Raw genomic sequence first — 21,404 nt, 5'->3', positions numbered from 1 at the left:
TCAGGCTCCTTCGGGAAATGCAAAACGCGCCACGATGCGCCGCCGCCACGGCTGCGACAGGGGGCTTTCGACCACCCCGTGCCGCGCGTAGGCGTGGATGAAGGCCGCTTCCGGTCCGGTCGCCGATTGCAGCCCCAGATGCTTGGCCACCATGCCGTCACGCATCCGGAACAGCAGCACATCGCCCGCCGCCTCGGACCCCGGCGGTCGCGCCACCAGCCAGCGGCGGGCGGCGGCCAGCAGCCGTTCCTCGCCCTGCGGTTCCGACCAGTCGGGGCTGTAGGGTGGCACCGGTTCGGGCTCGGCGCTGTAGAGCTCGCGCCAGATCCCGCGCAGCAGCCCAAGGCAATCGCAGCCCGCGCCACAGGTGGTGGCCTGGTGCAGATAGGGCGTGCCGATCCAGCCACGCGCAACCGCGATGCTTTGCTGTGCCCGGCTCATCGCACCCGGCTCCCGCCGTTGTTGCGACCCGCGCGTTTGGGCACGGCCATCAGCCAATCGTCGCCGGGAATGTCCGGAAAGCCACGGAAGTTCAGGAAATTACCGAATTTCCCGCGGCAGGTCGCGGGCCGCTTGTCGCAACCTGCCGTCAGGCGCAGCTGATCGCCCGGCACCAGAGGCGCGCGCAGGTCTTCCCACAGATGCAGAATGCGCCCCGTCCCGGTCAAACGGTCGTCCTTGATCTGCACCGACAGATCCTTGGCCGCCCCGCTCAGCACTGACATCTCGCCGCGCGTGAACCACCCTTCCGCATGCGCCCCCGGATCGGTCACGCGCAACTCCTGCGGGCTGCGCGCCTCGGTCAGGGTGACGGTGACGGAATTGGCCGGATTGCCCAGGGCCACCTTGCAGGCGCCATCGCCCAGATGCGCCGCACACAACGGCTGGAACGCCCGGCCCTGCGGCTGGTTCAGCGCCTCGGTTAGCCCGCGCAACTCGGCCCGGAACACCCCGCCGCCGGCGCGCACCTCGCCCAGATGACCGCGAAACACCGGGTGGCGCGTGGCCGGATCGGCCCAGTTCACCAACCAGGCCTCGACCTCGGCCCCGTCGAAGCGGCCCGCCGCCAGATCTTCCTCGGTCACGGCGGCGGCACTCAGCGCGCCCAAAGCCTCGGAGTTGTCCACCGACAGGCCCGTGGATTGCTCCAACGCCTGCGCGGTCAGACCGGTGTCGGCCTTGAAGGTGGTGCCGTCAAACCCAAGATCGCGGTCATGATCGGTGAAGCCCAGTGTCCGCCCGTCGCGCCGCCGGATGCGCCAGCAGCGGCACAGCGTCGTGGTGCCGGTGTCCAGATGCGCCTGGAAGGCTGCCGAAACCGCCATCAGACCCGCACCTCGACCACCGGCACATCGGGCACGTCGCCCGCCTGGAAACTGGCGACCGAGGTGACAATCTGGTCGGTGTCGAAACGCACCGGCACGTCGTATTCGTACCCCGCCGTCACCACCTGCCCCGCCCCCGGCGCCACGCCCAGCGTGACCTGCCCGGTGGCATCATCGACGCTGAACCCGCCGGGCGGCACCTCGGTGCCCGCCACGGCAACCCGCACGGTGCCGGTCACGGGTTTGGCGATGGGCCGCTGATAGCTCTCGCTGCCCGAGACATAGCGCTTGGTCAGCCCGAACACCGCCGTCGCCCCGTCGCCGGTGCCGATCACCTGATCCCCCGGCGCCGGGTCCGCCGAGGGCAGGCAGCTTTTGAAATCCGCCCAGTCCTTCCAGCGAAACCCGTACAGCCGTCCCTGCCGCGCCTCGAAAAAGGCGATCAGCGCGGCCACATCGTCCAGCGACCGCACGCCCATGCCCGCGTCGTAGCGGCGGCGCGACTGCGCCCAGGGTGTGTTACGCTCCTCGAAGCCGTTGGCCAGCGTGACCACTTCGGTCCGCCGCTCCGGCCCGCCTGCCGAGCCGAAACTCAGCGAGGTCGGAAATCTGATCTCGTGAAAGCCCATGGCCTGTCTCCTGTTCAGCGATTGCGTTGTCCGGCGCCAAGCGCACGGCCCATCTGCGCCGCGATCTGGGTGCGCGAGCGCTGGAACCCGGCCACATCCGGGGTCGAGACGTTGATGACCACATTGACCGGCCGCGCCGCGCTGCCCTCGGCCTTGACGCCCAGGCTGCCGTCGGCCCCTCGGGTCAGCGGCATGATGGCCTCCGGCCCTGCCTCGCCCATCAACCCGGTGCCGCCGCGCATGGGAAAACTCACCGGCCCCGAGACCACGCCACCGCGCGCAAAGGGCGTCACCCGCCCCTGGCTGAAGGCGCCGCCCTTGGCGAAAGGCAAGACTCCCGAGATCATCGACTCGATCCCGGCCCCAGCGATCTTGCCGAAATGCTTGGTCACCGGGCTGATGGCCGAGGAATAGGTGGCGCTCAGCATCGACTCGCCGACCTTCTTCATGGCGTCCGACAATTTCATCCCGTCGAAGACCAGCCCGTCAAACGCCCCGCGCAGACCGCGACTGATGCCGCCCGACAGGTTGCGCACCTCGCGTCCCGTGTCGGCCATGGTGGTGCGGATCTGCTGCAACTCGCCGGTGAACACCGAGGCCACGCTTTGCGCCCCCGCCAGGCTGTCTTCCAGCGCATCCACCTGCCGGTTGAAATCTTCCACTTCCAAGCTGTCCATCCTGTATCATCCTGTTGTCGTGTCGGGAAATTGCGCCATCAACGCCCCAAGGCGGTCGCGCCCCATGCGGGCGTCGGCGCTGTCGGACTGGCCCAGCATCAGCCACAGCTCTGCGGGCGTCAGGACCCAGAACCGGTCCGGCGTCAGCCCCAGCCCGCACAGCCCCGCGCGCATCAGGCCGGGCCAGTCCAGCCCGCTCATCCACCCGGCTCCTGCGGCAGGGCAAAGGCCCGCGCCAGCAACAGCGCCGCCGCCTGCGCCGCCGCCAGCGGCCCGCCGTCGATCTCGGCGCGCAGCAGGTCGCGCGGGTCCAGATCGGACCCGCCGCCCCGCAGCCCGGCGACGATCAGGGCCAGCACATCACGGCTTGAAAACGCGCCGCTCTCGAACCGCCCGACCAGATCCAGAAGCGAGCCGCTGTCCAGCTCCGCCTCCAGTTCCGCCAGCGCCCCCAGCGTCAGCCGCAACACCCGCGCCTGCCCGTCGATGGTCAGCGCCACCTCGCCTCGCCACGGATTTGCCATCAGATCGCCGTGAAGCTCAGGGCGCCAGCCGAAGCCAGCGACATCTCATAGGTCGCCTCGCCGTCGTAATTGCCCGAATACTCCAGCGCGGTGATCTGGAATTCCCCCTGAACCACGCCGAAGTCGGGGATCACCACCTGATAGACCGTGACCTGAGAGCCGAAGAACATGTCCTTGGCGCGCAGGTCGGTGCTGTCGTCGCGGAACACCCCCGCCCCGGTCAGCGAGGCCGAACGCACCCCCGCCCCGGACAGAAGCTCGCGCCAGCCGCCCGCGCTGTCCAGGCTGGTCACATCCACCGTTTCGGCGTTGAACCCGATGCGCGTGGCCCGCAGCCCCGCGAGGGTGCGGAAATCGCCATTGCCGTCGAAATCGATCTTGATCAGCAGATCCTTGCCGCTTTGTACCGTCATGGAAACTCTCCCGTTTCGTTAAGGGGTCTCATCCACCAGCGCGCGGAATCGCAGGTCGATCCGGCGGCCGGAGGCATTGCGGGTGCGCCGTGCGCGCGCCCGTTCGAAAGTCATGGCGACCAGATGGCCGCTGCCCAGGTTCAGCGTGGCACCGGTCAGCGCCGCATCCACCGCCGCCGCCACCTGCTTGGCGCGGTGGAACCCGGCGGCATCGGTCACCACCGACAGGGTCAGCCGGTACATCGTGGCGCGCGCGCCCTTGTCCGAGCGGTCCCGCGCCTCTTCGTCGCCCAGCAGCACATAGGTGGCGGGCAAGGCGCCCTCGTCGGGCGGCGCATCGAAAATGGCCGGGCCGACCAGTGCGGCCAAAGCCGCATCGGCGGTCAGGTGGCCATAGATTGCCGCCTGCAGGGCCGGAGCGGTGGTATAGCTCATGCGCTCACCTCCTCGACCGCGTCGCAGATCAGGAAGCGGGCGGCCGGGTCGGCCTCGCGCACCGCGGTGATCTCGAAACAGCGCACGCCGGCGCGCAGCCGGTCGCGCACCCTTGGCCGCGACGGCGCGCCCACCGGCGCCCCGCGCAGTGTGATGCGATAGCGCACCCGCGACACCGCGGCACCGTCATGGCCGGCTTCACGGCCCGACAACGGCTCCAGAGCGCCCCACAACAGACCCTCCTGGCTCCAGCTGACCGAGGCACCGCCGGCGCCATCGGCCAGCGCCACCGGACGCTCCAGCCCCAGACGCGTTCTCAGAAGATGCGGGCTCATGCGCTGGCCCCTCCCAGGATGCGCACGGTGCGATACCGCGCGATCAGCGCGCCAACCCCGAAGGGCAGGTTGCCGTCGTCACCACCGTCAAGCCGGGCTTCGTAGAAATGCGCGGCCATCAACAAAACCGCCTGCGCCAGATCGGCGGGGATCCCGGACCAGTTGGCGGCAAACCCGGCCACGAAGGTCACCTCGGCCTTGCCCCGCATCGGGATCGTCGGCAGGCAGCCCTGGGCGGGATGAAGCTGCGGGCGGTGCAAGTCTTCCTCCAGGGTCACGTCGGCGGGGCTCAGCGGCGTCACGGCACCGGTGGCCTCGACCAGCGACAGGGCGGTGATCTGGGTCACCGGCGCCACCGGCAGCGCCTGCACCACCGGGCTGCGCCAGGCCGACACCGTCCAGCGGAACGCGCGGGCGAACAGAACCTTGCCGGTTCGCGCCTCGATGGCATCCAGCGCCGCCCGCAGGGCCCGCTCCAGAACCGGATCCTGAATGTCGTCATCGGCAAAACCGGTGCCCAGGCGCAGATGCTCGCGCAATTCGGCCATGGGCAGATCGAAAACGGAAACCGGGGCTAGCTCGACAAGCTTCATGAACTGTCCTCCACTTGGGGGGTTGGGCCAGAGGCCAAGGCAGGGTGGCCGCCCTCCCGCCGCGCTGCTCGAACGGATGGGAAAGCTGGACAACGCGACCAATTCCTGAACGGCCACCCCTGAAGACCGGACCCCCTGCAGAGCCCGGCCTTGTTCTGCGCTGCGGTTACGAGATGTCGAACTTCAGCAGCTTGATCGCCGCGAAGTCGCTGACGTCACCGCCGACGCGCTTGGTGGCATAGAACAGCACATGCGGCTTGGCCGAGAACGGATCGCGCAGCACCCGCAGGTCCGGACGCTCGGCGATGGTATAGCCCGCCCCGAAGTCACCGAAGGCGATGGCGGCCACGCCGGGCGCGATGTCGGGCATCTTTTCCGAGATTAGCACCGGATAGCCCATCAGGCGCGACGGCTCGCCCGCCGCCAGACCGTCGGACCACAGGAAGCGGCCATCGGCATCCTTCATCTTGCGCACGGCACCGGCGGTTTTCGAGTTCATCACGAAGCTCGCGTTGGCGCGGTAACGGCTTCCCAGCGCGTAGACCAGTTCGATGATCGCGTCCGAGGCATTGGTGGACGAGAAATCCCCAGCCGCGCCGGTAAAGACATAGCCAAGGCTGTCCCAGGCCCAGCTGTCGTTGTCGATCATCGGATGGGTCAGGAACCCGCGCGGCTTGTCGACCCCGTCGCCATTGATGAAGGCATCGGCCTCGGCACGGGCAAAGTTTTCACCGATGCGTCCGGCCAGCCAGGTCTCGATGTCGAAGGCACTGTCGTCCAGCAGGCGCTGGCTGACCTTCGGCAGGGCGCTCAGCTCGTGCAGGTTGATCGGAATGCGCGAGATCTGCGGCGTGGTGCTGTCGGTCAGCGTCGCGGTCTCATTGGCCCAGGTGAAGCCCATGTCCTCGTGATCCACCAGCACGTCGTAGGAGTTCGCTTCGACGTGCACCACGGTGGCAATAGACCGGATCGACGACGTCGACTGCAGCACGCTCTGGATGGCCTCCGAAGTGACCTGGTCGACCAGCACGCCCTCGCTGGTGGTGGTCATGCCCTTGGTTTCCAGGTCCAGCGACCGCAGCGCTTCCTCGTTGCCGCTGCGCAGGTAGCCTTCGAAGGCCTTTTGATGCGGCACCTCGGTTTCGGCGGTGACGGACAGGGCGGGGCGCCCGGCAAAGGCGGTCTTGCGATCCAGCATGGTCAGTTTCTCTTCCTGTGCTTTGAGTTGGTTGGAAATCCCCTGCCGGAACTCGGTCAGGTCCTGCATGAGCCCGACAAAGGCGGACTTCATCTCGGCCACCCCGCTGGGCGGCACCGGCTGGGCGGCGGGCATAACTTCCCCGCCCCGAGCCTTGGTCTCGGGTTCAATCATCCGATGTCCTTTCTGATAAGTTGGGCGCGGAGGCTCAGTCCGCCGCGGCCAGGGTCTGACGGGCGGCGCCGAAAATCTCGGCCAGCTCCCGGCAAAGGGTGTCGTTGCGATCCTCGGCCTTGGCGCCGATGCGGGCTTCGGGCAGCATCGGGAAGGTCACCAGCGACACTTCCCACAGCTCCAGCTCGGTCAGCACCCGGCGGCCCTCGGCATCCTTGGTGGCCGCGACGGTGCGGTAGCCGATGGACAACCCGTCGATGGCCCCGGCCTCGATCAGGCTGGCGGCCTCGCGGCCCCGGGTCACTTCGGTCAGCAGGCGGCCCTTGACGAACAGGCCGGTGGCGTCCTCGCGGACCTCGTCCCAGATACCGATGGGCTGGGCCGGATCATGCTGCCACAGCAGCTTGACCGCACGGCCCGCCTTGCCCAGCCGCTCCAGCGACCTTGCGTAGGCCCCCGCCGCCACCACGTCGCCGCCCTGATCCGTGCGCCCGAACAGCGAGGCATAGCCCTCGATCCGGCAACCGTCCTCCAGCGCGACCTCTCCGTCGAACCGGCAGAACTTGTGTTCCAACCCCGAGGGGCTCTGCGTGGTCATGATCCAAATCCTCCATTGGGAGCCAAAGTCAGAAGCGAGCGGATGGCCTGCGCCAGGATTGTCGCGACGACCCCATAGACGGTCAGCCACAACCGGCGCTCCAGCCGCTCCATCATCTGTTCGATCCGTTCCAGCCGCCCGTCGATGCCGGAAAACTTCAGGTCCAGAAGCTTCTCCTGCACCTCGTGCACCTTCACCGGACTGTGGTCGAAGGGCTCGTACAGAAAGCGCGAACCGCCGGGCGCTGGTCTGGGCATCTCGCTCACGCGCCCTTTCCCGTGCCCTCGACGATGGGCGGCAGACCCAGCAGGCCGCGCTTTTCGTTGCGGGTCAGGAAGTCGGCCTCGCGGACCCGGCGCCACTGCGCCTCGCGCTCGGCCGACAGGGCCGGGATCTTGTCCAGATCCGGTTGCAGCCGCACCGCCTCGCCGGTGAAACGCGCCAGCCAGTCGGCGATGGCGGCCGAAACCCGCGTGGCCAGCGGCAGCACCGTCAGACGATAGAAGGCGCGGTTGGCCTCCTGGTAGTTGGCATAAGTCGCATCGCCGGGGATCCCCAGCAGCATCGGCGGCACCCCGAAGGCCAGGGCGATCTCGCGCGCGGCGGCTTCCTTGGTCTTCTGGAATTCCATGTCCGAGGGGCTGAACCCCATCGGCCGCCAGTCCAGCCCGCCTTCCAGCAGCATCGGCCGCCCGGCATTGCGTGCGCCCTGATAATTCGCGGCCATCTCGTCGACCAGCCGCTCGTACTGATCGTTGGACATGGTCCCCTGCCCCTCGGGGCCGGTGAAGACGATGGCGCCCGAAGGCCGCGCCGCATTGTCCAGCAGCGCCTTGGACCAGCGCGAGGCCGAATTGTGCACATCCACGGCGTTCGCCGCCGCCTGCAAGGGCGAGAACCCATAGTGATCATCCAGTGGACTGAAGCTGCGGATGTGGCAGATCGGAGGCACATCGCCGGTCATGTCGAAGCGATGCTTGCGCCCGCCGACCGAGTATTCATAGGCCGCAGGCCAGCCATCGCCGCCCGGCACCACCCGCATCCGGTCCGACCGCAGCACATGCAGCTCCAGCGGCATCACGCCCAGACCACCGCCCGCGCCTTCCAGATAGCCGTTGCCCGACAGCAGGATCTGGCCATAGAGCATTTCCAGAAGCTCGGCCCGTCCCTGCGCGCCGTTGGGCCGCGCCAGCCGATCCGACAGCGGATGCGCGTCATAGCGGCGCTCGGCATCCTGCACCACCAGCGGCAGGGCGGCGGCGGCTTCGGCGATCAGCTTCACCGACCGGAAGCCCACCGGATTGCCCGAGAACCCGTTGCGGATAAGGCTGGTGGCATCGCGCGGTCCCCAGACCGACCGCCCCGCCCCCTGCACCGCCGCCAGCACCGATCCGGTGGCAGACGCCTTGCGCTCTGGCGCGGGCGGGGTCATCGGCGCCTGGTTCGGCTCACGTTTGAAGAATTCCTTGATCATCGGCAAAGGCCCTCCTTGACCGCAAGCGACCTGCGCCGCGGTGTGTACTTTTTCGGTCTCGGATGTGTCGGGTCCGGGGGGTGCTACAGGCCCCGGACGCGCGGGCGAAGGAACCGCCCGGCAGGTTCGATCATCAGGTCGGTCAGGGCCCAGACCAGAGCATCGACGCGGTCGGGACTGCCCCGCCCCTCGAAGCCGCGTATGGTCATCTGGCACATCTGGTCTTCCAGATCGCCCAGACCCCGCAGGTGTTTCACCCGCCCCTGTTCATACAGCGCCGCCACCGGCTCGGCCCGTGCGGCCTTGCCCCGGCTGGCCCGCACCGCCCGGAAGGGCACCATCGGATCGACCTGGCGGATCACGGTCTCGACCATGTCGCCGCCCTGGTTGACCTCGGCCACCATGCGGTCGGCCTTGTGCCGCGCCATGGCCGCCAGTGCCGCTTCAGCCCATCCGGTGGGGCTGGCCTTGCCCAGCGAGGCATCCTCGATCACATAGGCGGTCCAGTCCTGCGGCGACCCCGACATGCGCACCCCCACAACAAGGATCCCGCATTCGTCCGAAGTGTTGTGCCCGGTCACCGGCGGATCCACCGCCACCACCACGCGATCCAGATCCGGCAGCGTCTCGACCTGACAAGTCTGCAGCATCGGCTGGGTCCACATGGCCCCCTCGACTTCCTCCAGCAGCACCCCGTCCAGCTCCTGCCGTCCCAGCCGCGTTCCGGCATAACGGGCCCGCACTTCCGCAAGGAAGCTGTCGGCCAGATAGGCGGCGTTGGCCTCGGTCGCGGCAGCAGTCACCACCGTCGACGGATTGTCGAGGATGCGCTTCAGCACGCCGACGTTGCGCGGCGTGGTAGTCACCACCTGCCGGGGCGTCTGGCCCAGTCGCAGCCCGAATTGCAGCATGTCCCAGGCATCCTCCGCCTTCTTCCACTTGGCCAACTCGTCGACCCAGGCCGCATCGAACTGCGGGCCGCGCAGGCTTTCGGGCTCATGCGCCGAAAACACCTGGGCGATGGCCCCATTGGGCCAGACCAACCGCTTGCGCGTCGCTTCCCAGACTGGTTTGCGATCGGGGGGCGAGCAGGCCAGGATGCCGCTGTCGCCGAACACCATCACCTCGCGCACCTGTTCGATGGTCTCGCCGACCAGCGCCACGCGCCGCGAGCGGCCCGGATCCAGCGGGCGGGAGCCTTCGACTTCACGGCGCACCCACTCGGCCCCGGCGCGGGTCTTGCCCGCGCCACGACCACCCATGATGACCCAGGTTCGCCACTCGCCTTCTGGCGGCAACTGGTGCTCCAGCGCCCAGAACTCGAAGAGATAGGGCAAGGCCAGAAGCGTGCCCGGCGACAGGTCATTCAGAAACGCCTCCCGCACCTCCGGCGGCGCCGAGGCAAGCAAGACGCCGCCCGATTTCAAGTCTCGCGGCGTCGAAGTCGAGGGCATAGTCGTGGACAATGCCAGCTTGTTCCCGCTGTTCCTTTTCAAGACGTTCCCTTTCCGCGATTGCCGACTGCAGGGCGTTCTTCAGCTCCCGAAGAAGCTTGCCCGCCTCTCCGATCTTGCCGATCTCGCCGTCGTCCAGTTGGTCCACCAGTTTGTCGAGCGCGCTTGTGGCGCGGTCGAGTTGCTTGCGTGCCGCAGAGCGCACATGCCCTGCGGTGTTCTCCCCCGTTTCGGGGATGATCATCACCATTCTTGTTAACCCGCCTCTCCCGGTATCCCGTCGAGAGAGCCATGAACGCGACATCCACCAAGTCTTTCCGGCGTCTTGTCCATGTCTTCCAGCTTGCAGTAATTGATAAAAGGAACAGGCCGTTTTGTCAATGAAAACAGACTTTTAGAACAAAACGGAACCGTTCGAACCGTTAAGGTTTCAAAGGCTTCGAATCGGTTAACACGGGCCCGAGACATCGCGGGCGCCCTTGTTTTGCGGGCGATGGAAAACCCCGCGGCGTGTTCAGGAACATTAACGGGGCCTTGCCAGGGCACGAGCCCAAAAAGACAGGATCCCCACACCATCGGTGCAGGGATCCCCAACTTGTTGACGACGATTTTCAGGCTGCGCGGGGGATTCGTCCCGCCCGCGACTCGCTATTGGCTGCGCTGCTGTTCGATCTGGCGCCAGCGGCGCACGTTGATGTTGTGCTCATCCAATGTCCGGGCAAACACATGCCCGCCGGTGCCATCGGCCACGAAGAACAGGAAGTCGGTCTCGGCCGGATTTACCGCAGCCTCGATCGCCTCCAGTCCGGGATTGGCAATGGGTGTCGGCGGCAGCCCGTCGATGGTGTAGGTGTTGTACGGCGTCGGCCGGGCCAGCTCGCTGCGGAACAACCCGCGCCCCAGCACCCCTTCGCCCCCGGTGATGCCATAGATCACCGTCGGGTCGGTCTGCAGGCGCATCCCCTTGTTGAGCCGGTTGATGAAGACGCTCGACACCCAGGGCCGCTCCTCCGCGACGCCGGTTTCCTTCTCGATGATCGAGGCCAGGATCAGCGCCTCTTCCGCGCTTTCCAGCGGCAGACCCTCGGCGCGTCCGGCCCAGGCAGCGGCCAGGATGGCTTCCTGTTCCTCGCGCATGCGCTGTTGCAACTCGGCCCGGTCCGAGGCCATGGCCACATCGTAGCTGCCCGGCGCAAGGGAGCCTTCCGGGGCAACCTCCACGGGCGCACCAACCAGGAACCCCGCCTTGTTCAGGCTGTCGGCCACCTGCCAGCTGGTCACGCCCTCGGCCATGGTCACCCGCGTGCGGGCAAACCCCCGGCTGAGAAGGTCGTCATAGGCATCGGGCGTGGGATCACCCAGCGTGAAATCGGCGGTGATCTGGTATTCCGAGCTGGCCGGATCCAGTTCCCGCACCCGGATCGTGGTGGTGGCCACGCCGATCCGCAGGTTGATCTCGCTGCCGCAGGTGCTTTGACCGCTGCGGGTCACAAGATCGACGATCTGCTGCATCGAGGCCCCCGGCGGGATCAGGAAGTTTCCGGCCTTCAGACGGTCGGCCTTCTCTTCGTAGTCCGCGCCCACGCGCATCAGTGCGGGGATTTTGATCAAGCCTTTTTCGGCCAGGTCGTCGCTAACGGACGTCATGGTCGCCCCGCGCGGCACACTCAGGCAGACCGCCTCGGTGGACGGCCCCTCGGCACGATAGGAGTTCTGCGCCAGGGCCACGGCAATCCCGACTCCGGCCAGCAGAACGATAAGAAGCGTCAACGCATTGGACGCAACCGAGCGCCAGATCAGCATCCGTCAGCAACCCGCCCCAGCACCAGCGAGGCATTGGTGCCGCCGAAGCCGAAGGAGTTTGACAGGGCCACGTTGATCTCGCGCTCCCGCTTGGCATTGGGCGCCAGATCAAGGCTTGTCTCGACCGCCGGGTTGTCCAGGTTGATGGTCGGTGGCGCCACCTGATCGCGGATAGCGAGGATCGAGAAGATCGCCTCTACCGCGCCCGCGGCGCCCAGAAGATGGCCGATCGAGGATTTGGTGGAACTCATCGTCGCTTTCGACGCTGCCTCCCCCATCATCCGTTCGACCGCGCCCAGTTCGATGGTGTCGGCCATGGTCGATGTGCCATGCGCGTTGATATAGTCGATGGCCTCGGGCTCCAGCCCGGCCCGTTTCAGCGCCGCGCGCATGGACCGCTCGGCCCCGTCGCCGTCCTCGGACGGGGCGGTGATGTGATAGGCATCGCCCGACATGCCATAGCCCAGAACCTCGGCATAGATCTTGGCGCCGCGCGCCTTGGCGTGTTCGTATTCCTCCAGAACCACGACGCCCGCGCCCTCGCCCATGACGAACCCGTCCCGATCCGCGTCATAGGGGCGGCTGGCCCGTTCCGGCTCATTGCCGCGCTTGGTCGACAGTGCCTTGCAGGCGTTGAACCCCGCGATCCCGAGATCGCAGATCGGGCTTTCGGCACCGCCCGCGATCATCACGTCCGCGTCGTCCCACTGGATCAGCCGCGCCGCGTCGCCGATGGCATGCGCGCCGGTGGAACAGGCGGTTACAACCGCGTGGTTCGGTCCCTTGAACCCGAAACGGATCGACACCTGGCCCGAGACAAGATTGATCAACGACGCGGGAATGAAGAACGGCGACACCCGCCGCGGCCCGCGCTCTTTCAGCACGATCGAGGTGTCCGCGATGGTGCTGAGCCCGCCGATGCCCGACCCGATCATCACGCCGGTACGACACCGGGCTTCCTCATCCTCGGGCATCCAGCCTGCGTCTTTCACGGCCTCTTCCGCCGCCGCCAGACCGTAGAGGATGAAGTCATCCACCTTGCGGCGCTCTTTCGGCGCCATCCAGTCATCGGGGTTGAAGGTGCCGTCGCTGCCGTCGCCCAGTGGAATTTCGCACGCATAGGTCGTTGCCAGATGGCTGGCATCGAAACGGGTGATGGGCCCCGCCGCCGATTGTCCTGCCAGCAACCGCTGCCACGAAGTTTCCACACCGCACGCCAGCGGCGAGACCATTCCCAGACCTGTCACGACCACTCGCCGCATATTTCGCTCCTGCACTTGGATCCCTGCCTGAATTGCTCACATAGCTTGGCCAAGGGGGGTGGGGCAAGCGCAACGCCACCTGTGCCCCCCCGCTTTGGCCGGGTTTCGCCCGTCAACCCTGCCTTAATCATGGTTCCGGTTCAACGGTGCGCCGCGCCCCCGATGCATGAGACACTTCGGCAGTCGCCCGCGCACCGGGCGGCAAGGTCGAGTCGTCATTTGTGGAAGAGTTTCCGATGAAACAGGTAGTTGCCAGCGTGCTGTGGCTGTGCGGCGCGGCGGGGGCGGGACAGGCCGCATCGCTGACGCTGCTGGACGATGGCCCCGAGATCGTTCTGCCGCTTGAAGAGGCCCCGACCGGGGCGCCCGACATTGCGCCCCCCACGGCGCAGCGGTTCATGTCCAGCGAATTTCTGGATCTGTCTCAGGCCCCACACCCCGTGGCCCGTCCCGCGTGGGTCGGCCAGGCCGCGAAGGCAAAGGCCGACTTTCCGACCGCGCGCAACTAGGAGGCAAGCCCGGCACCAGACCGGCGCCAGGCTGTTACTGTTCTTCCACGATCACCAGTTCACGCACCGCCGCGCCGCGCGCATGTCTCAGCGCTTCCTGGTATTCCGCAGATTCGTAGCAGGCATCGGCCGCCTCTAGCGACGGAAACCGCGCCACCACGTTGCGCGGGCGATCCGCGCCTTCCTTCTGGATATAGCGGGAGGCGCGTGCCAGAAAGACACCGCCGTGCTTGGCGATGGCCTCGGTGGCCAGGGCTGCGTACCGGCCATAAGCCTCCGCGTCTTTCACATCCACATGGGCGATCCACAAAGCCGTGCTCATGCGGCACCTCCTTCCAGCAAAGATTCGACAGCGGCGATGGCTGCTTCCGCCTTGGTGGCATCCGGGCCGCCGGCCTGCGCCATGTCGGGACGACCGCCGCCCCCCTTGCCACCGAGGGCTTGCGCGGCCGTCTTGACCAGATCCACCGCCGAAACACGGTCGGTCAGATCCTTGGTGACGCCCGCCGCAATCGCCGCCTTGCCGCCTGTATCGGCGATCAGCAGCACCGCGCCCGAGCCCAGCTTGGCCTTGTGCGCATCGATCAACGCGGGAAGATCCTTGCCGGTCACGCCCGACAGGCTTTGGCCCAGGAAGGGCACACCGCCCACCTCTTTCGCCGCAGGACCGCTGCCCTGCGCGCCGCCGCCCATGGCCAGTTCGCGGCGCAGATCGGCCAGTTCAGCCTGCAGCGCCTTGCGTTCATCCAGCAGCGCCTTGACGCGGTCCGGCACCTCTTCGGGTTTGGCCTTCAGGGTCAGCGCGATTTCCGCCAAACGGTGATCCTGTGCCGCCAGATAGTCGAAGGCCGCCGCCCCGGTCAGCGCCTCGATCCTCCGCACCCCGGCCGAGGAAGCGCTGTCGCCCAGCGTCACGAACAGGCCGATATCGCCGGTCTGCCGCACATGGGTGCCGCCGCAAAGCTCCAGCGAATAGGTCTGCTTGTCGCTGCCCTTGCCCGAGCCGGCCTGCTTGCCCATCGACACGACGCGCACTTCGTCGCCGTATTTCTCGCCGAACAATGCCTGCGCGCCCAGATCGCGGGCCTCGTCCGGGGTCATGATCCGGGTTTCGACCTTGTCGTTCTGGCGGATGAACGCGTTCACTTCGCGCTCCACCCGGTCCAGTTCTTCCAGCGTCAGGGCCTTGGAATGGCTGAAGTCGAACCGCAGACGATCCGGCGCATTCAGCGAGCCGCGCTGCGCCACATGATCCCCCAGCGCCTCGCGCAGGGCTTCGTGCAACAGGTGGGTGGCCGAATGGTTGGCGCGGATGTTGGTGCGGCGGTCGTGATCGACGGTCAGTTCGGCACCGGTGGCCTTGGCGATCTCGCCCTCGGTCACCTCGGCGAAATGGATGAACACCCCGGCCACCTTGCGGCAGTCGGTGATGGTGGCCTTGCCGGTGTCGGTCTTCAGCACGCCGGTATCGCCGATCTGGCCGCCGGATTCCGCATAGAACGGGGTCTGGTTCAGAACGATCTGCACCGCGTCGCCCTTGGCCGCCTTGTCCTGCGCCGCACCGTCCCGAACGATGGCCAGGATCTGGCCTTCGGCGGTTTCGGTGTCATAGCCCAGGAATTCGGTGGTGCCGTGGGTTTCCGCGATGTCGAACCAGATGGCGGCATCGGCGGTGTCGCCGGAACCCGCCCAGGCCGCGCGGGCCTTGGCCTTTTGTTCTTCCATCGCCGCGTCGAAGCCGTCGGTATCCACCGCACGGCCTTTTTCGCGCAGCGCATCCTGGGTCAGGTCCAGCGGGAAGCCATAGGTGTCGTACAGTTTGAAGGCCGACTCTCCGGGCAGATCGGCGCCCTCGGGCAGACCGGCCAGTTCGTCATCCAGCAGCCGCAGACCGCGATCCAGGGTCTGGCGGAACCGGGTTTCCTCCAGCAGAAGGGTTTCCTCGATCAGCGCCTGCGCGCGGGTCAGTTCCGGATAAGCCTGCCCCATCTGCGCCACCAGGTTCGGCACCAGCCGGTACATCAGCGGATCCTGTGCGCCCAACTGGTGGGCATGGCGCATGGCACGGCGCATGATCCGGCGCAGCACGTAGCCGCGGCCTTCGTTCGACGGCATCACCCCGTCAGCGATCAGGAATGAGGTCGAGCGCAGATGATCGGCGATCACCCGGTGATGCACCTTGCCGGGACCGGCAGGATCGGTGCTGGTGGCATTGGCCGACCCCTCGATCAGCGCCCGGAACAGGTCGGTGTCATAGTTGTCGTGCTTGCCCTGCAGCAGCGCACCGATGCGTTCCAGCCCCATGCCGGTGTCGATCGACGGCTTGGGCAGGTCTTCCCGGCTGCCATCCTCGAATTGCTCGAACTGCATGAAGACGAGGTTCCAGATCTCGATGAACCGATCGCCATCTTCCTCGGGGCTGCCCGGAGGCCCGCCCCAGATGTGATCGCCGTGGTCATAGAAGATCTCGGTGCAGGGGCCGCAGGGACCGGTGGCGCCCATGGACCAGAAGTTGTCAGACGTCGGGATGCGGATGATGCGGTCGTCACTCAGACCGGCCACCTTCTTCCAGATTTCGGCGGCCTCGTCATCGGTGTGATAGATGGTGACCAGCAGCTTGTCCTTGTCGATGCCGAATTCGCGGGTCAGAAGGTTCCAGGCCAGCGGAATGGCATCGTCCTTGAAATAGTCGCCGAACGAGAAATTTCCTAGCATTTCAAAGAAGGTATGGTGGCGTGCGGTATAGCCGACGTTGTCCAGATCGTTGTGCTTGCCACCGGCACGCACGCATTTCTGGCTGGTCGCGGCACGGGTGTAGTCGCGGTGTTCGACGCCGGTGAAGACGTTCTTGAACTGGACCATGCCCGCGTTGGTGAACATCAGCGTCGGGTCGTTGCGCGGCACCAGTGGAGAACTGTCCACCACGGCGTGGCCGTTGTTGCCAAAATAGTCCAGGAAAGTGCTTCGGATATCGTTCAGGCTGGCCATGATCCGGTCTCTGTCAGGTCAAGTTCGGACCCGTTTAGCCCTGCGGCGCGCGGGTGTCCACTGGCAGCGCCCCAAACGAAAAAACCCCGGCCATCGGGCCGGGGTTCGGGGCATCGTGCGACGGCGGTTCAGCTGTCGACGACGTCATCCTCGGCGCTGCCCGGCGGCATGTCGAATTCCAGCCCGTGGGCGGCGCGGATCTTGTCTTCGATCTCCAGCGCGGTGCGGCTGTGTTCGCGCAGATAGGTCTTGGCGTTCTCGCGCCCCTGCCCGATCCGCTCGTCCCCATAGGAAAACCACGACCCGGACTTGTCGACGACGCCCGCCTTCACGCCCAGATCCAGAAGTTCGCCCATTTTCGAGATGCCTTCGCCATACATGATGTCGAATTCCACCTGTTTGAACGGCGGGGCGACCTTGTTCTTGACGACTTTCACGCGCGTGGCGTTGCCGACCACCTCGTCGCGATCCTTGACCGAGCCGATGCGGCGAATGTCGAGGCGCACCGAGGAGTAGAACTTCAGCGCGTTGCCGCCCGAAGTGGTTTCGGGGCTTCCGAACATGACACCGATCTTCATGCGGATCTGGTTGATGAAGATCACCATGCAGTTGGAGCGACTGATCGACCCGGTCAGCTTGCGCATCGCCTGGCTCATCAACCGGGCCTGTGCACCCACCTGGTGATCGCCCATATCGCCTTCCAGTTCCGACTTGGGCGTCAGCGCGGCGACCGAATCGACCACCACCATGCTGACGGCGCCAGAGCGGACCAGCGTATCGGTGATCTCAAGCGCCTGTTCGCCGGTGTCAGGCTGGCTGATCAACAGATCGTCCAGGTTGACGCCCAGCTTCTTGGCATACTGCGGGTCCAGCGCGTGTTCGGCATCGACAAAAGCGCAGACGCCGCCCTTTTTCTGCTCTTCCGCGACGCAATGCAGGGTCAGGGTGGTCTTGCCCGAGCTTTCGGGGCCGTAGATCTCGATAATCCGCCCTTTCGGCAGACCGCCGATGCCCAGGGCGATGTCCAGACCCAAGGAGCCGGTCGAGGTAGATTCGATCTCCTGCACCGCGCCCTGGCCCAGCTTCATGATCGAGCCCTTGCCGAACTGCCGCTCGATTTGCGCCAGCGCTGAATCGAGCGCTTTCTGCTTGTCCATTTTCCGTGATCCGCCCAGGTCGAGAAGGTTAGCGATAGCCATTGGTCCTGATCCTTATTCCATACCCGCACGCGGGCGGCAACGCTGCCAGATGTTCTGCTCTTGTTCTCCCCTGTATGGCGAGAGAACACGCACAAATCAATGAAAATTCGCAAGACCCAGTGTGGTGCGGCGAGGGTAAATTTTCCCTTACCCGGCGCGCCTCAATGCAGTTGCGCCTGAACCGTCGAGGTCAGCGCCTCCAGCGAGAAAGGTTTGGGCAGGAAGACCGAGTTGGGGATCTTGGTTTCATGATCGCTCAGCGCATCCTCGGCATAGCCGGACACGAAGATGACCCGGGTGTCGGGACGTTCCTGCAAAGCGCGGCGCACCCAGTTCGGACCGTCCATGCCCGGCATGACCACATCCGTCACGAAGACATCCACATCCAGGTCGGGATCTTCGAGCAGTTCCAGCGCCTCTTCGGCGCTTTCCGCCTCGATCACCGTCAGGCCACGCAGCTGCAGGGCACGCGAGGCAAAGGCCCGCACCGGTGCCTCGTCCTCGACCAGCAGGACCACGCCGTCGCGATGGGTGGCAGGGACGGGCTTGGCCTCTTTCGCGGCCGGGGCCGGCAACACCTGGGTTTCGGTAAAGGCCGGGAAATAGATGGTGAAGACCGTCGACACCCCCGGCGTGCTGTCGGCAAAGATGAAGCCGCCGCTCTGCTTGATGATGCCGTAAGCGGTGGACAGGCCCAGCCCTGTGCCCTCGCCGGTCTTCTTGGTGGTAAAGAACGGCTCGAACACCTTCTGCAACTGGCTGGAGGGGATGCCGCTGCCTTCGTCCTGCACGCTGACCACCGCATAGGAGCCTGCGGGGATCACCGCGCGGTTGCGGCACAATTCGGTCTCCAGCGTGACGGCCGAGGTCTGGACGAGGATCTCGCCGCCCTCGGGCATGGCATCGCGGGCATTGACCACGAGGTTCATGATGACCTGCTCCAACTGCCGCTTGTCGGCGCGGATGGCGGGCACCTTGTCATCGTGCTTGAGGGTCAGGCGCACGCGTTCGCCCACGAGGCGGCTGAGCAGATGGGTGAGGTCCGACAGGGCGTCACGCAGGTCAACCACTTCCGGTCGCAGGGTCTGCTTGCGCGAGAAGGCAAGAAGCTGCCCCACAAGGCTGGCGGCCCGGTTGGCGTTCTGGTTGATCTGGATGAGATCGCCATAGTCCGGGTCGCCCTCGTCGTGGCGCAGCAGCAACAGGTCGCAATGGCCCGAGATGGCGGTCAGCAGGTTGTTGAAATCATGCGCCACCCCTCCGGCGAGTTGCCCGATCGCCTGCATCTTCTGGCTCTGGACGAACTGCGCTTCCAGCGTCTTGAGTTCGGTGGCATCGCTGAGCACCGCCAGCAACGCCGGTTCGCCCAATTCGTCGGCAGCTTTCAGCGACACCTGAACGAACCGGTGACTGTCGTTGCAGCGCACCTGCAGGAACTCCGACTGCGACACCCCCCCGCCGCTACTCGCATCGCGCAGCCAGTCGCCCAGGGGGCGGCCAAGGCCCGAGACCAGGTCGTTGAAATGGGTCGACGGCGGGACATCCCGGCCAAGCAGGCTGCGGGCGCCCTGGTTGGCCCAGATGATCTTGCCGTCGATCGACAGTTTCAGCATCGGCACCGGCAAGGATTCGAACAGTTTGCGCGCATCGGCAGCATCGTCGAGATTTTCGGGCAGGATGAAGACTTCGCGGCAGCCGGTCTCGGCATCGTCAACCACCACCACGCGCACCTGCGTGCGGCCGCTTTCGGCCTTGACCTGGCACATGCCGCCCGACACCAGCGGGCGCTTGCCGAATGCTTCGTCCAATACCGCAACTTCACGCCCCAGAAACGCGGTCATCGCCGCGTTCTGACCCAGCACCCGCCCGTCCGGGCCGGCGACCAACACCGGCAAGCCGACCTCGCCGCGCCCCACCGAGGCCGAGCGGGAGGTGAGGTTTTCCAGCCGCCAGACCACCAGATTGCCTGGCGCCAGCGTCGCCGCGAGGCGCACCTTGCCGCTGTGGCTGGCCCGGTCAAGCGCCGAGGATCCGGTGGCCCGCGCGCGGTCCAGCAGTTCGGCCACGCGGCGCACCGGGGCGGCGAACAGGCGGTCGAGCCTGTCCGAGAGCATCTGCCCTTCGGACAAGCCAAGCTCCCCCTGCGCGGCAGCATTGCAACTGATCACACGTCCCGAGAAATCCGTGACCACCCAGACCGCTGCATCGCGGGCGAAGAACCGGCTGACGCGGTTCAACTCGGCCCGCGCAACGCGTCCGCGCAGTCCCTCGGCCAGTTTGACGATCACTAGCGCGACCGCGGCACCCAGGCCGGCGGCCAGAAGCAACACCCGCGGCGTGCCGCTGGCGACCAGGATGCCCAGGGCGGTCAGCCCCAGCGCCAGACCGAGCGCCACCCGTTCCTTGTGATGATACGACAGCACACCGTCCAAACCGTGCTGCGACAAACCAGCGATACGGGTCATGATGCCTCCCAGCAATCTACCGGGGTTTCGTACCGCGCAGGGGGTTAATCACGGCTTAAGCACGGTTCCGGTGCTGGCCGGAATGGTTGGATTTCAGGCATTCCGTGTCAAGTCGGCGAAAAAGAAGCCGTCGCCGCCGTCCTGAGGCAGGAACTGGTGGCTGTCGGCCTGCGACCAACCCGGGGTGCGGGCCAGAAAATCGGCCACCTGCGCGGCGTTCTCCCGCTGCAGGATAGAGCAGGTCATGTAGGTCAGATGCCCCCCAACCCCTACATATGCCGCGGCCTGGTCCAGAATCCGCGCCTGAAGCGCCACCGTCTCGGCCAGCTTCTGCGCGGTCAGCCCCCATTTGCCTTCCGGATCACGACGCCACGAGCCGCTGCCCGAACAAGGGGCATCGACGACAACCGTGTCGAAGATACCGGCGAGTTTCAGCTCATCGGACGTCAGGCAGCGCACCGACAGGCCCGCACGGGCGGCACGGGCCGGCAGATCTTTCATCCGCGCGGGATTGGCGTCATGCGCCACAAACCGCCCCTGCACCCGGCCGGCGATGGCCAGCGTCTTGCCGCCGCCGCCCGCACAATAGTCCAGAAGACTTTGGCCTTCTTCCAGCGGCACCCTGTCCGACACCGCCTGCGAGGCCGCGTCCTGCAATTCGACTTTCCCGTCAAGATAGGCCGCGCTGGTGCGGATCCGGCGTGCGCCCTCGATCACCCTCAACGCCGATGGCGACAGGTCGTGCGGCTCGGTGGTGATCCCTTCGCTGGCAAGCTGCGTCATGGCTTCGGACCGGGGTGCCTTGCGCAAATGGACCCGCAGGAAAACCGGCGCGCGCTGGCGCAGCAATTCAAGACAAGGCCCGGCGGCGTCGCCCAGAGACCCGGTGACCTCGGGATACAGCCAGTCGGGCAGATCCAGACGCTCGGCCGGGCTGTCGGGGGTGCGGCCCGCATCCCGTTCGGCGTCGCTCAGGGCCAGGGGTCCATAGCCTTCGCCGCTGAAGATCTGGTCCACATCCCCGCCAGAGGCCCGCACCCAGCCGATCATCAGCCCCCGACCGGTGTCGGCGCCGCCCAGGGCCGCCAGACTGCGACGCTGTCGAAGCGCATCGAAGACATGGTCGCGCAGCGCCGCGCGATCCTTCGATCCGGCAAACCGGTGGCCCCGCGCCCAGTCCTTCAACGCTTTCTCGGCTGATGTGCCCGACAGGATATCGTCAAGGATGTCGATGGCTGAGGCAATTCTGGCGGCGGGGGTCATCGCGTCTCCGGGCTTTGGCCACGGCCCGGGGGCACGGGTGGCTGCGAAAAATCCGGGGCCGCGCGCCTGATGGCAGTTGGCCTCGC

24 protein-coding genes are annotated in these 21,404 nt (G+C 66.5%); 1 reads left to right on the top strand and 23 read right to left on the bottom strand.

Going from position 1 to position 21,404, the window contains the following annotated elements; translation table 11 throughout:
• The 18 genes from ACP15K_RS07860 to fabF form a co-directional block, all read right to left on the bottom strand.
• On the bottom strand, positions 1-441 hold the full coding sequence (locus tag ACP15K_RS07860) for a peptidase (protein WP_193141633.1): 441 nt from the start codon (positions 439-441) through the stop codon (positions 1-3).
• The gene (locus ACP15K_RS07855) at positions 438-1,325 is read right to left on the bottom strand and encodes a DUF2163 domain-containing protein (protein WP_193141634.1); all 888 of its coding nucleotides are present in this window, start codon (positions 1,323-1,325) and stop codon (positions 438-440) included. The genes ACP15K_RS07860 and ACP15K_RS07855 overlap by 4 nt, the downstream gene beginning before the upstream one ends.
• Entirely contained in the window at positions 1,325-1,954 is a 630-nt protein-coding gene (locus ACP15K_RS07850) for a phage distal tail protein, Rcc01695 family (protein WP_424990213.1), read from the bottom strand. The genes ACP15K_RS07855 and ACP15K_RS07850 overlap by 1 nt, the downstream gene beginning before the upstream one ends.
• Positions 1,955-1,968: 14 nt before the next feature.
• The gene (locus ACP15K_RS07845) at positions 1,969-2,631 is read right to left on the bottom strand and encodes a phage tail tape measure protein (RefSeq protein WP_193141636.1); all 663 of its coding nucleotides are present in this window, start codon (positions 2,629-2,631) and stop codon (positions 1,969-1,971) included.
• Positions 2,632-2,637: 6 nt separating this feature from the next.
• Complete coding sequence (locus tag ACP15K_RS07840; RefSeq protein ID WP_193141637.1) at positions 2,638-2,832, bottom strand: rcc01693 family protein; 195 nt, start codon at positions 2,830-2,832, stop codon at positions 2,638-2,640.
• Positions 2,829-3,155, bottom strand: coding sequence for a gene transfer agent family protein (locus tag ACP15K_RS07835; protein WP_193141638.1), 327 nt, complete (start codon positions 3,153-3,155; stop codon positions 2,829-2,831). Before ACP15K_RS07835 ends, ACP15K_RS07840 begins: the two co-directional genes overlap by 4 nt.
• Positions 3,155-3,568, bottom strand: coding sequence for a phage major tail protein, TP901-1 family (locus ACP15K_RS07830; RefSeq protein ID WP_193141639.1), 414 nt, complete (start codon positions 3,566-3,568; stop codon positions 3,155-3,157). The genes ACP15K_RS07835 and ACP15K_RS07830 overlap by 1 nt, the downstream gene beginning before the upstream one ends.
• An 18-nt stretch (positions 3,569-3,586) precedes the next feature.
• Positions 3,587-4,003: a DUF3168 domain-containing protein gene (locus ACP15K_RS07825; RefSeq protein ID WP_193141640.1), complete on the bottom strand. Its 417-nt coding sequence runs from the start codon at positions 4,001-4,003 to the stop codon at positions 3,587-3,589.
• Positions 4,000-4,338, bottom strand: coding sequence for a head-tail adaptor protein (locus tag ACP15K_RS07820; protein ID WP_193141641.1), 339 nt, complete (start codon positions 4,336-4,338; stop codon positions 4,000-4,002). The genes ACP15K_RS07825 and ACP15K_RS07820 overlap by 4 nt, the downstream gene beginning before the upstream one ends.
• Positions 4,335-4,931: a head-tail connector protein gene (locus ACP15K_RS07815; protein WP_193141642.1), complete on the bottom strand. Its 597-nt coding sequence runs from the start codon at positions 4,929-4,931 to the stop codon at positions 4,335-4,337. Before ACP15K_RS07815 ends, ACP15K_RS07820 begins: the two co-directional genes overlap by 4 nt.
• 166 nt (positions 4,932-5,097) lie before the next feature.
• On the bottom strand, positions 5,098-6,303 hold the full coding sequence (locus tag ACP15K_RS07810) for a phage major capsid protein (RefSeq protein WP_424990212.1): 1,206 nt from the start codon (positions 6,301-6,303) through the stop codon (positions 5,098-5,100).
• A gap of 34 nt (positions 6,304-6,337) precedes the next feature.
• Positions 6,338-6,901, bottom strand: a complete 564-nt coding sequence (locus tag ACP15K_RS07805) for an HK97 family phage prohead protease (protein WP_193141644.1) — start codon at positions 6,899-6,901, stop codon at positions 6,338-6,340.
• On the bottom strand, positions 6,898-7,158 hold the full coding sequence (locus ACP15K_RS07800) for a GTA head formation protein, RCAP_rcc01685 family (RefSeq protein WP_193141902.1): 261 nt from the start codon (positions 7,156-7,158) through the stop codon (positions 6,898-6,900). The genes ACP15K_RS07805 and ACP15K_RS07800 overlap by 4 nt, the downstream gene beginning before the upstream one ends.
• A 5-nt stretch (positions 7,159-7,163) precedes the next feature.
• Positions 7,164-8,375 carry a phage portal protein gene (locus tag ACP15K_RS07795; protein WP_424990211.1) on the bottom strand — a complete coding sequence of 404 codons (1,212 nt, stop codon included), beginning with the start codon at positions 8,373-8,375 and terminating at the stop codon, positions 7,164-7,166.
• An 83-nt stretch (positions 8,376-8,458) separates the two neighbouring features.
• The gene (locus ACP15K_RS07790; protein WP_193141903.1) at positions 8,459-9,829 is read right to left on the bottom strand and encodes a DNA-packaging protein; all 1,371 of its coding nucleotides are present in this window, start codon (positions 9,827-9,829) and stop codon (positions 8,459-8,461) included.
• Positions 9,738-10,079 carry a hypothetical protein gene (locus ACP15K_RS07785; RefSeq protein WP_193141646.1) on the bottom strand — a complete coding sequence of 114 codons (342 nt, stop codon included), beginning with the start codon at positions 10,077-10,079 and terminating at the stop codon, positions 9,738-9,740. Before ACP15K_RS07785 ends, ACP15K_RS07790 begins: the two co-directional genes overlap by 92 nt.
• A 398-nt stretch (positions 10,080-10,477) precedes the next feature.
• On the bottom strand, positions 10,478-11,626 hold the full coding sequence (gene mltG, locus ACP15K_RS07780; protein WP_424990259.1) for an endolytic transglycosylase MltG: 1,149 nt from the start codon (positions 11,624-11,626) through the stop codon (positions 10,478-10,480).
• Positions 11,626-12,894, bottom strand: a complete 1,269-nt coding sequence (fabF, locus tag ACP15K_RS07775; protein WP_193141647.1) for a beta-ketoacyl-ACP synthase II — start codon at positions 12,892-12,894, stop codon at positions 11,626-11,628. Before fabF ends, mltG begins: the two co-directional genes overlap by 1 nt.
• Positions 12,895-13,130: 236 nt before the next feature.
• Here fabF and ACP15K_RS07770 point away from each other — a divergent pair, with 236 nt between their 5' ends.
• Positions 13,131-13,403 carry a hypothetical protein gene (locus ACP15K_RS07770; protein WP_193141648.1) on the top strand — a complete coding sequence of 91 codons (273 nt, stop codon included), beginning with the start codon at positions 13,131-13,133 and terminating at the stop codon, positions 13,401-13,403.
• A 34-nt stretch (positions 13,404-13,437) separates the two neighbouring features.
• Here the strand turns inward: ACP15K_RS07770 and ACP15K_RS07765 are convergent, their stop codons facing one another.
• The 5 genes from ACP15K_RS07765 to ACP15K_RS07745 form a co-directional block, all read right to left on the bottom strand.
• Entirely contained in the window at positions 13,438-13,725 is a 288-nt protein-coding gene (locus ACP15K_RS07765) for a DUF1330 domain-containing protein (protein WP_424990210.1), read from the bottom strand.
• A complete protein-coding gene (alaS, locus tag ACP15K_RS07760; protein WP_424990209.1) occupies positions 13,722-16,391 on the bottom strand; it encodes an alanine--tRNA ligase in 2,670 nt (889 codons plus the stop codon). The genes ACP15K_RS07765 and alaS overlap by 4 nt, the downstream gene beginning before the upstream one ends.
• A 128-nt stretch (positions 16,392-16,519) precedes the next feature.
• Positions 16,520-17,590, bottom strand: coding sequence for a recombinase RecA (recA, locus tag ACP15K_RS07755; RefSeq protein WP_193141651.1), 1,071 nt, complete (start codon positions 17,588-17,590; stop codon positions 16,520-16,522).
• A gap of 161 nt (positions 17,591-17,751) precedes the next feature.
• On the bottom strand, positions 17,752-20,055 hold the full coding sequence (locus ACP15K_RS07750; protein WP_193141652.1) for an ATP-binding response regulator: 2,304 nt from the start codon (positions 20,053-20,055) through the stop codon (positions 17,752-17,754).
• Between the two features lie 93 nt (positions 20,056-20,148).
• Positions 20,149-21,318 carry an RsmB/NOP family class I SAM-dependent RNA methyltransferase gene (locus ACP15K_RS07745; RefSeq protein WP_424990208.1) on the bottom strand — a complete coding sequence of 390 codons (1,170 nt, stop codon included), beginning with the start codon at positions 21,316-21,318 and terminating at the stop codon, positions 20,149-20,151.
• Positions 21,319-21,404: the final 86 nt, after the last annotated feature.

The sequence above is a fragment of the Fluviibacterium sp. S390 genome, from assembly GCF_049800695.1.
Classification (GTDB): Bacteria; Pseudomonadota; Alphaproteobacteria; order Rhodobacterales; family Rhodobacteraceae; genus Meridianimarinicoccus.
Note: the sequence above shows the minus strand (reverse complement) of the source record. Positions and strands in the feature narration are given on the sequence as shown.

Bases quoted from the DNA above. Each gene is read 5' to 3' on its own strand.
- fabF (WP_193141647.1), bottom strand. From the start codon at position 12,894: ATGCGGCGAGTGGTCGTGACAGGTCTGGGAATGGTCTCGCCGCTGGCG.
- ACP15K_RS07840 (WP_193141637.1), bottom strand. From the start codon at position 2,832: ATGAGCGGGCTGGACTGGCCCGGCCTGATGCGCGCGGGGCTGTGCGGG.
- ACP15K_RS07765 (WP_424990210.1), bottom strand. From the start codon at position 13,725: ATGAGCACGGCTTTGTGGATCGCCCATGTGGATGTGAAAGACGCGGAG.
- ACP15K_RS07825 (WP_193141640.1), bottom strand. From the start codon at position 4,003: ATGAGCTATACCACCGCTCCGGCCCTGCAGGCGGCAATCTATGGCCAC.
- ACP15K_RS07805 (WP_193141644.1), bottom strand. From the start codon at position 6,901: ATGACCACGCAGAGCCCCTCGGGGTTGGAACACAAGTTCTGCCGGTTC.
- ACP15K_RS07845 (WP_193141636.1), bottom strand. From the start codon at position 2,631: ATGGACAGCTTGGAAGTGGAAGATTTCAACCGGCAGGTGGATGCGCTG.
- alaS (WP_424990209.1), bottom strand. From the start codon at position 16,391: ATGGCCAGCCTGAACGATATCCGAAGCACTTTCCTGGACTATTTTGGC.
- ACP15K_RS07835 (WP_193141638.1), bottom strand. From the start codon at position 3,155: ATGGCAAATCCGTGGCGAGGCGAGGTGGCGCTGACCATCGACGGGCAG.
- ACP15K_RS07855 (WP_193141634.1), bottom strand. From the start codon at position 1,325: ATGGCGGTTTCGGCAGCCTTCCAGGCGCATCTGGACACCGGCACCACG.
- ACP15K_RS07750 (WP_193141652.1), bottom strand. From the start codon at position 20,055: ATGACCCGTATCGCTGGTTTGTCGCAGCACGGTTTGGACGGTGTGCTG.
- ACP15K_RS07820 (WP_193141641.1), bottom strand. From the start codon at position 4,338: ATGAGCCCGCATCTTCTGAGAACGCGTCTGGGGCTGGAGCGTCCGGTG.
- ACP15K_RS07815 (WP_193141642.1), bottom strand. From the start codon at position 4,931: ATGAAGCTTGTCGAGCTAGCCCCGGTTTCCGTTTTCGATCTGCCCATG.
- ACP15K_RS07830 (WP_193141639.1), bottom strand. From the start codon at position 3,568: ATGACGGTACAAAGCGGCAAGGATCTGCTGATCAAGATCGATTTCGAC.
- recA (WP_193141651.1), bottom strand. From the start codon at position 17,590: ATGGCTATCGCTAACCTTCTCGACCTGGGCGGATCACGGAAAATGGAC.
- ACP15K_RS07785 (WP_193141646.1), bottom strand. From the start codon at position 10,079: ATGGTGATGATCATCCCCGAAACGGGGGAGAACACCGCAGGGCATGTG.
- ACP15K_RS07795 (WP_424990211.1), bottom strand. From the start codon at position 8,375: ATGATCAAGGAATTCTTCAAACGTGAGCCGAACCAGGCGCCGATGACC.
- ACP15K_RS07745 (WP_424990208.1), bottom strand. From the start codon at position 21,318: ATGACCCCCGCCGCCAGAATTGCCTCAGCCATCGACATCCTTGACGAT.
- ACP15K_RS07800 (WP_193141902.1), bottom strand. From the start codon at position 7,158: ATGCCCAGACCAGCGCCCGGCGGTTCGCGCTTTCTGTACGAGCCCTTC.
- ACP15K_RS07860 (WP_193141633.1), bottom strand. From the start codon at position 441: ATGAGCCGGGCACAGCAAAGCATCGCGGTTGCGCGTGGCTGGATCGGC.
- ACP15K_RS07790 (WP_193141903.1), bottom strand. From the start codon at position 9,829: ATGCCCTCGACTTCGACGCCGCGAGACTTGAAATCGGGCGGCGTCTTG.
- ACP15K_RS07810 (WP_424990212.1), bottom strand. From the start codon at position 6,303: ATGATTGAACCCGAGACCAAGGCTCGGGGCGGGGAAGTTATGCCCGCC.
- ACP15K_RS07850 (WP_424990213.1), bottom strand. From the start codon at position 1,954: ATGGGCTTTCACGAGATCAGATTTCCGACCTCGCTGAGTTTCGGCTCG.
- ACP15K_RS07770 (WP_193141648.1), top strand. From the start codon at position 13,131: ATGAAACAGGTAGTTGCCAGCGTGCTGTGGCTGTGCGGCGCGGCGGGG.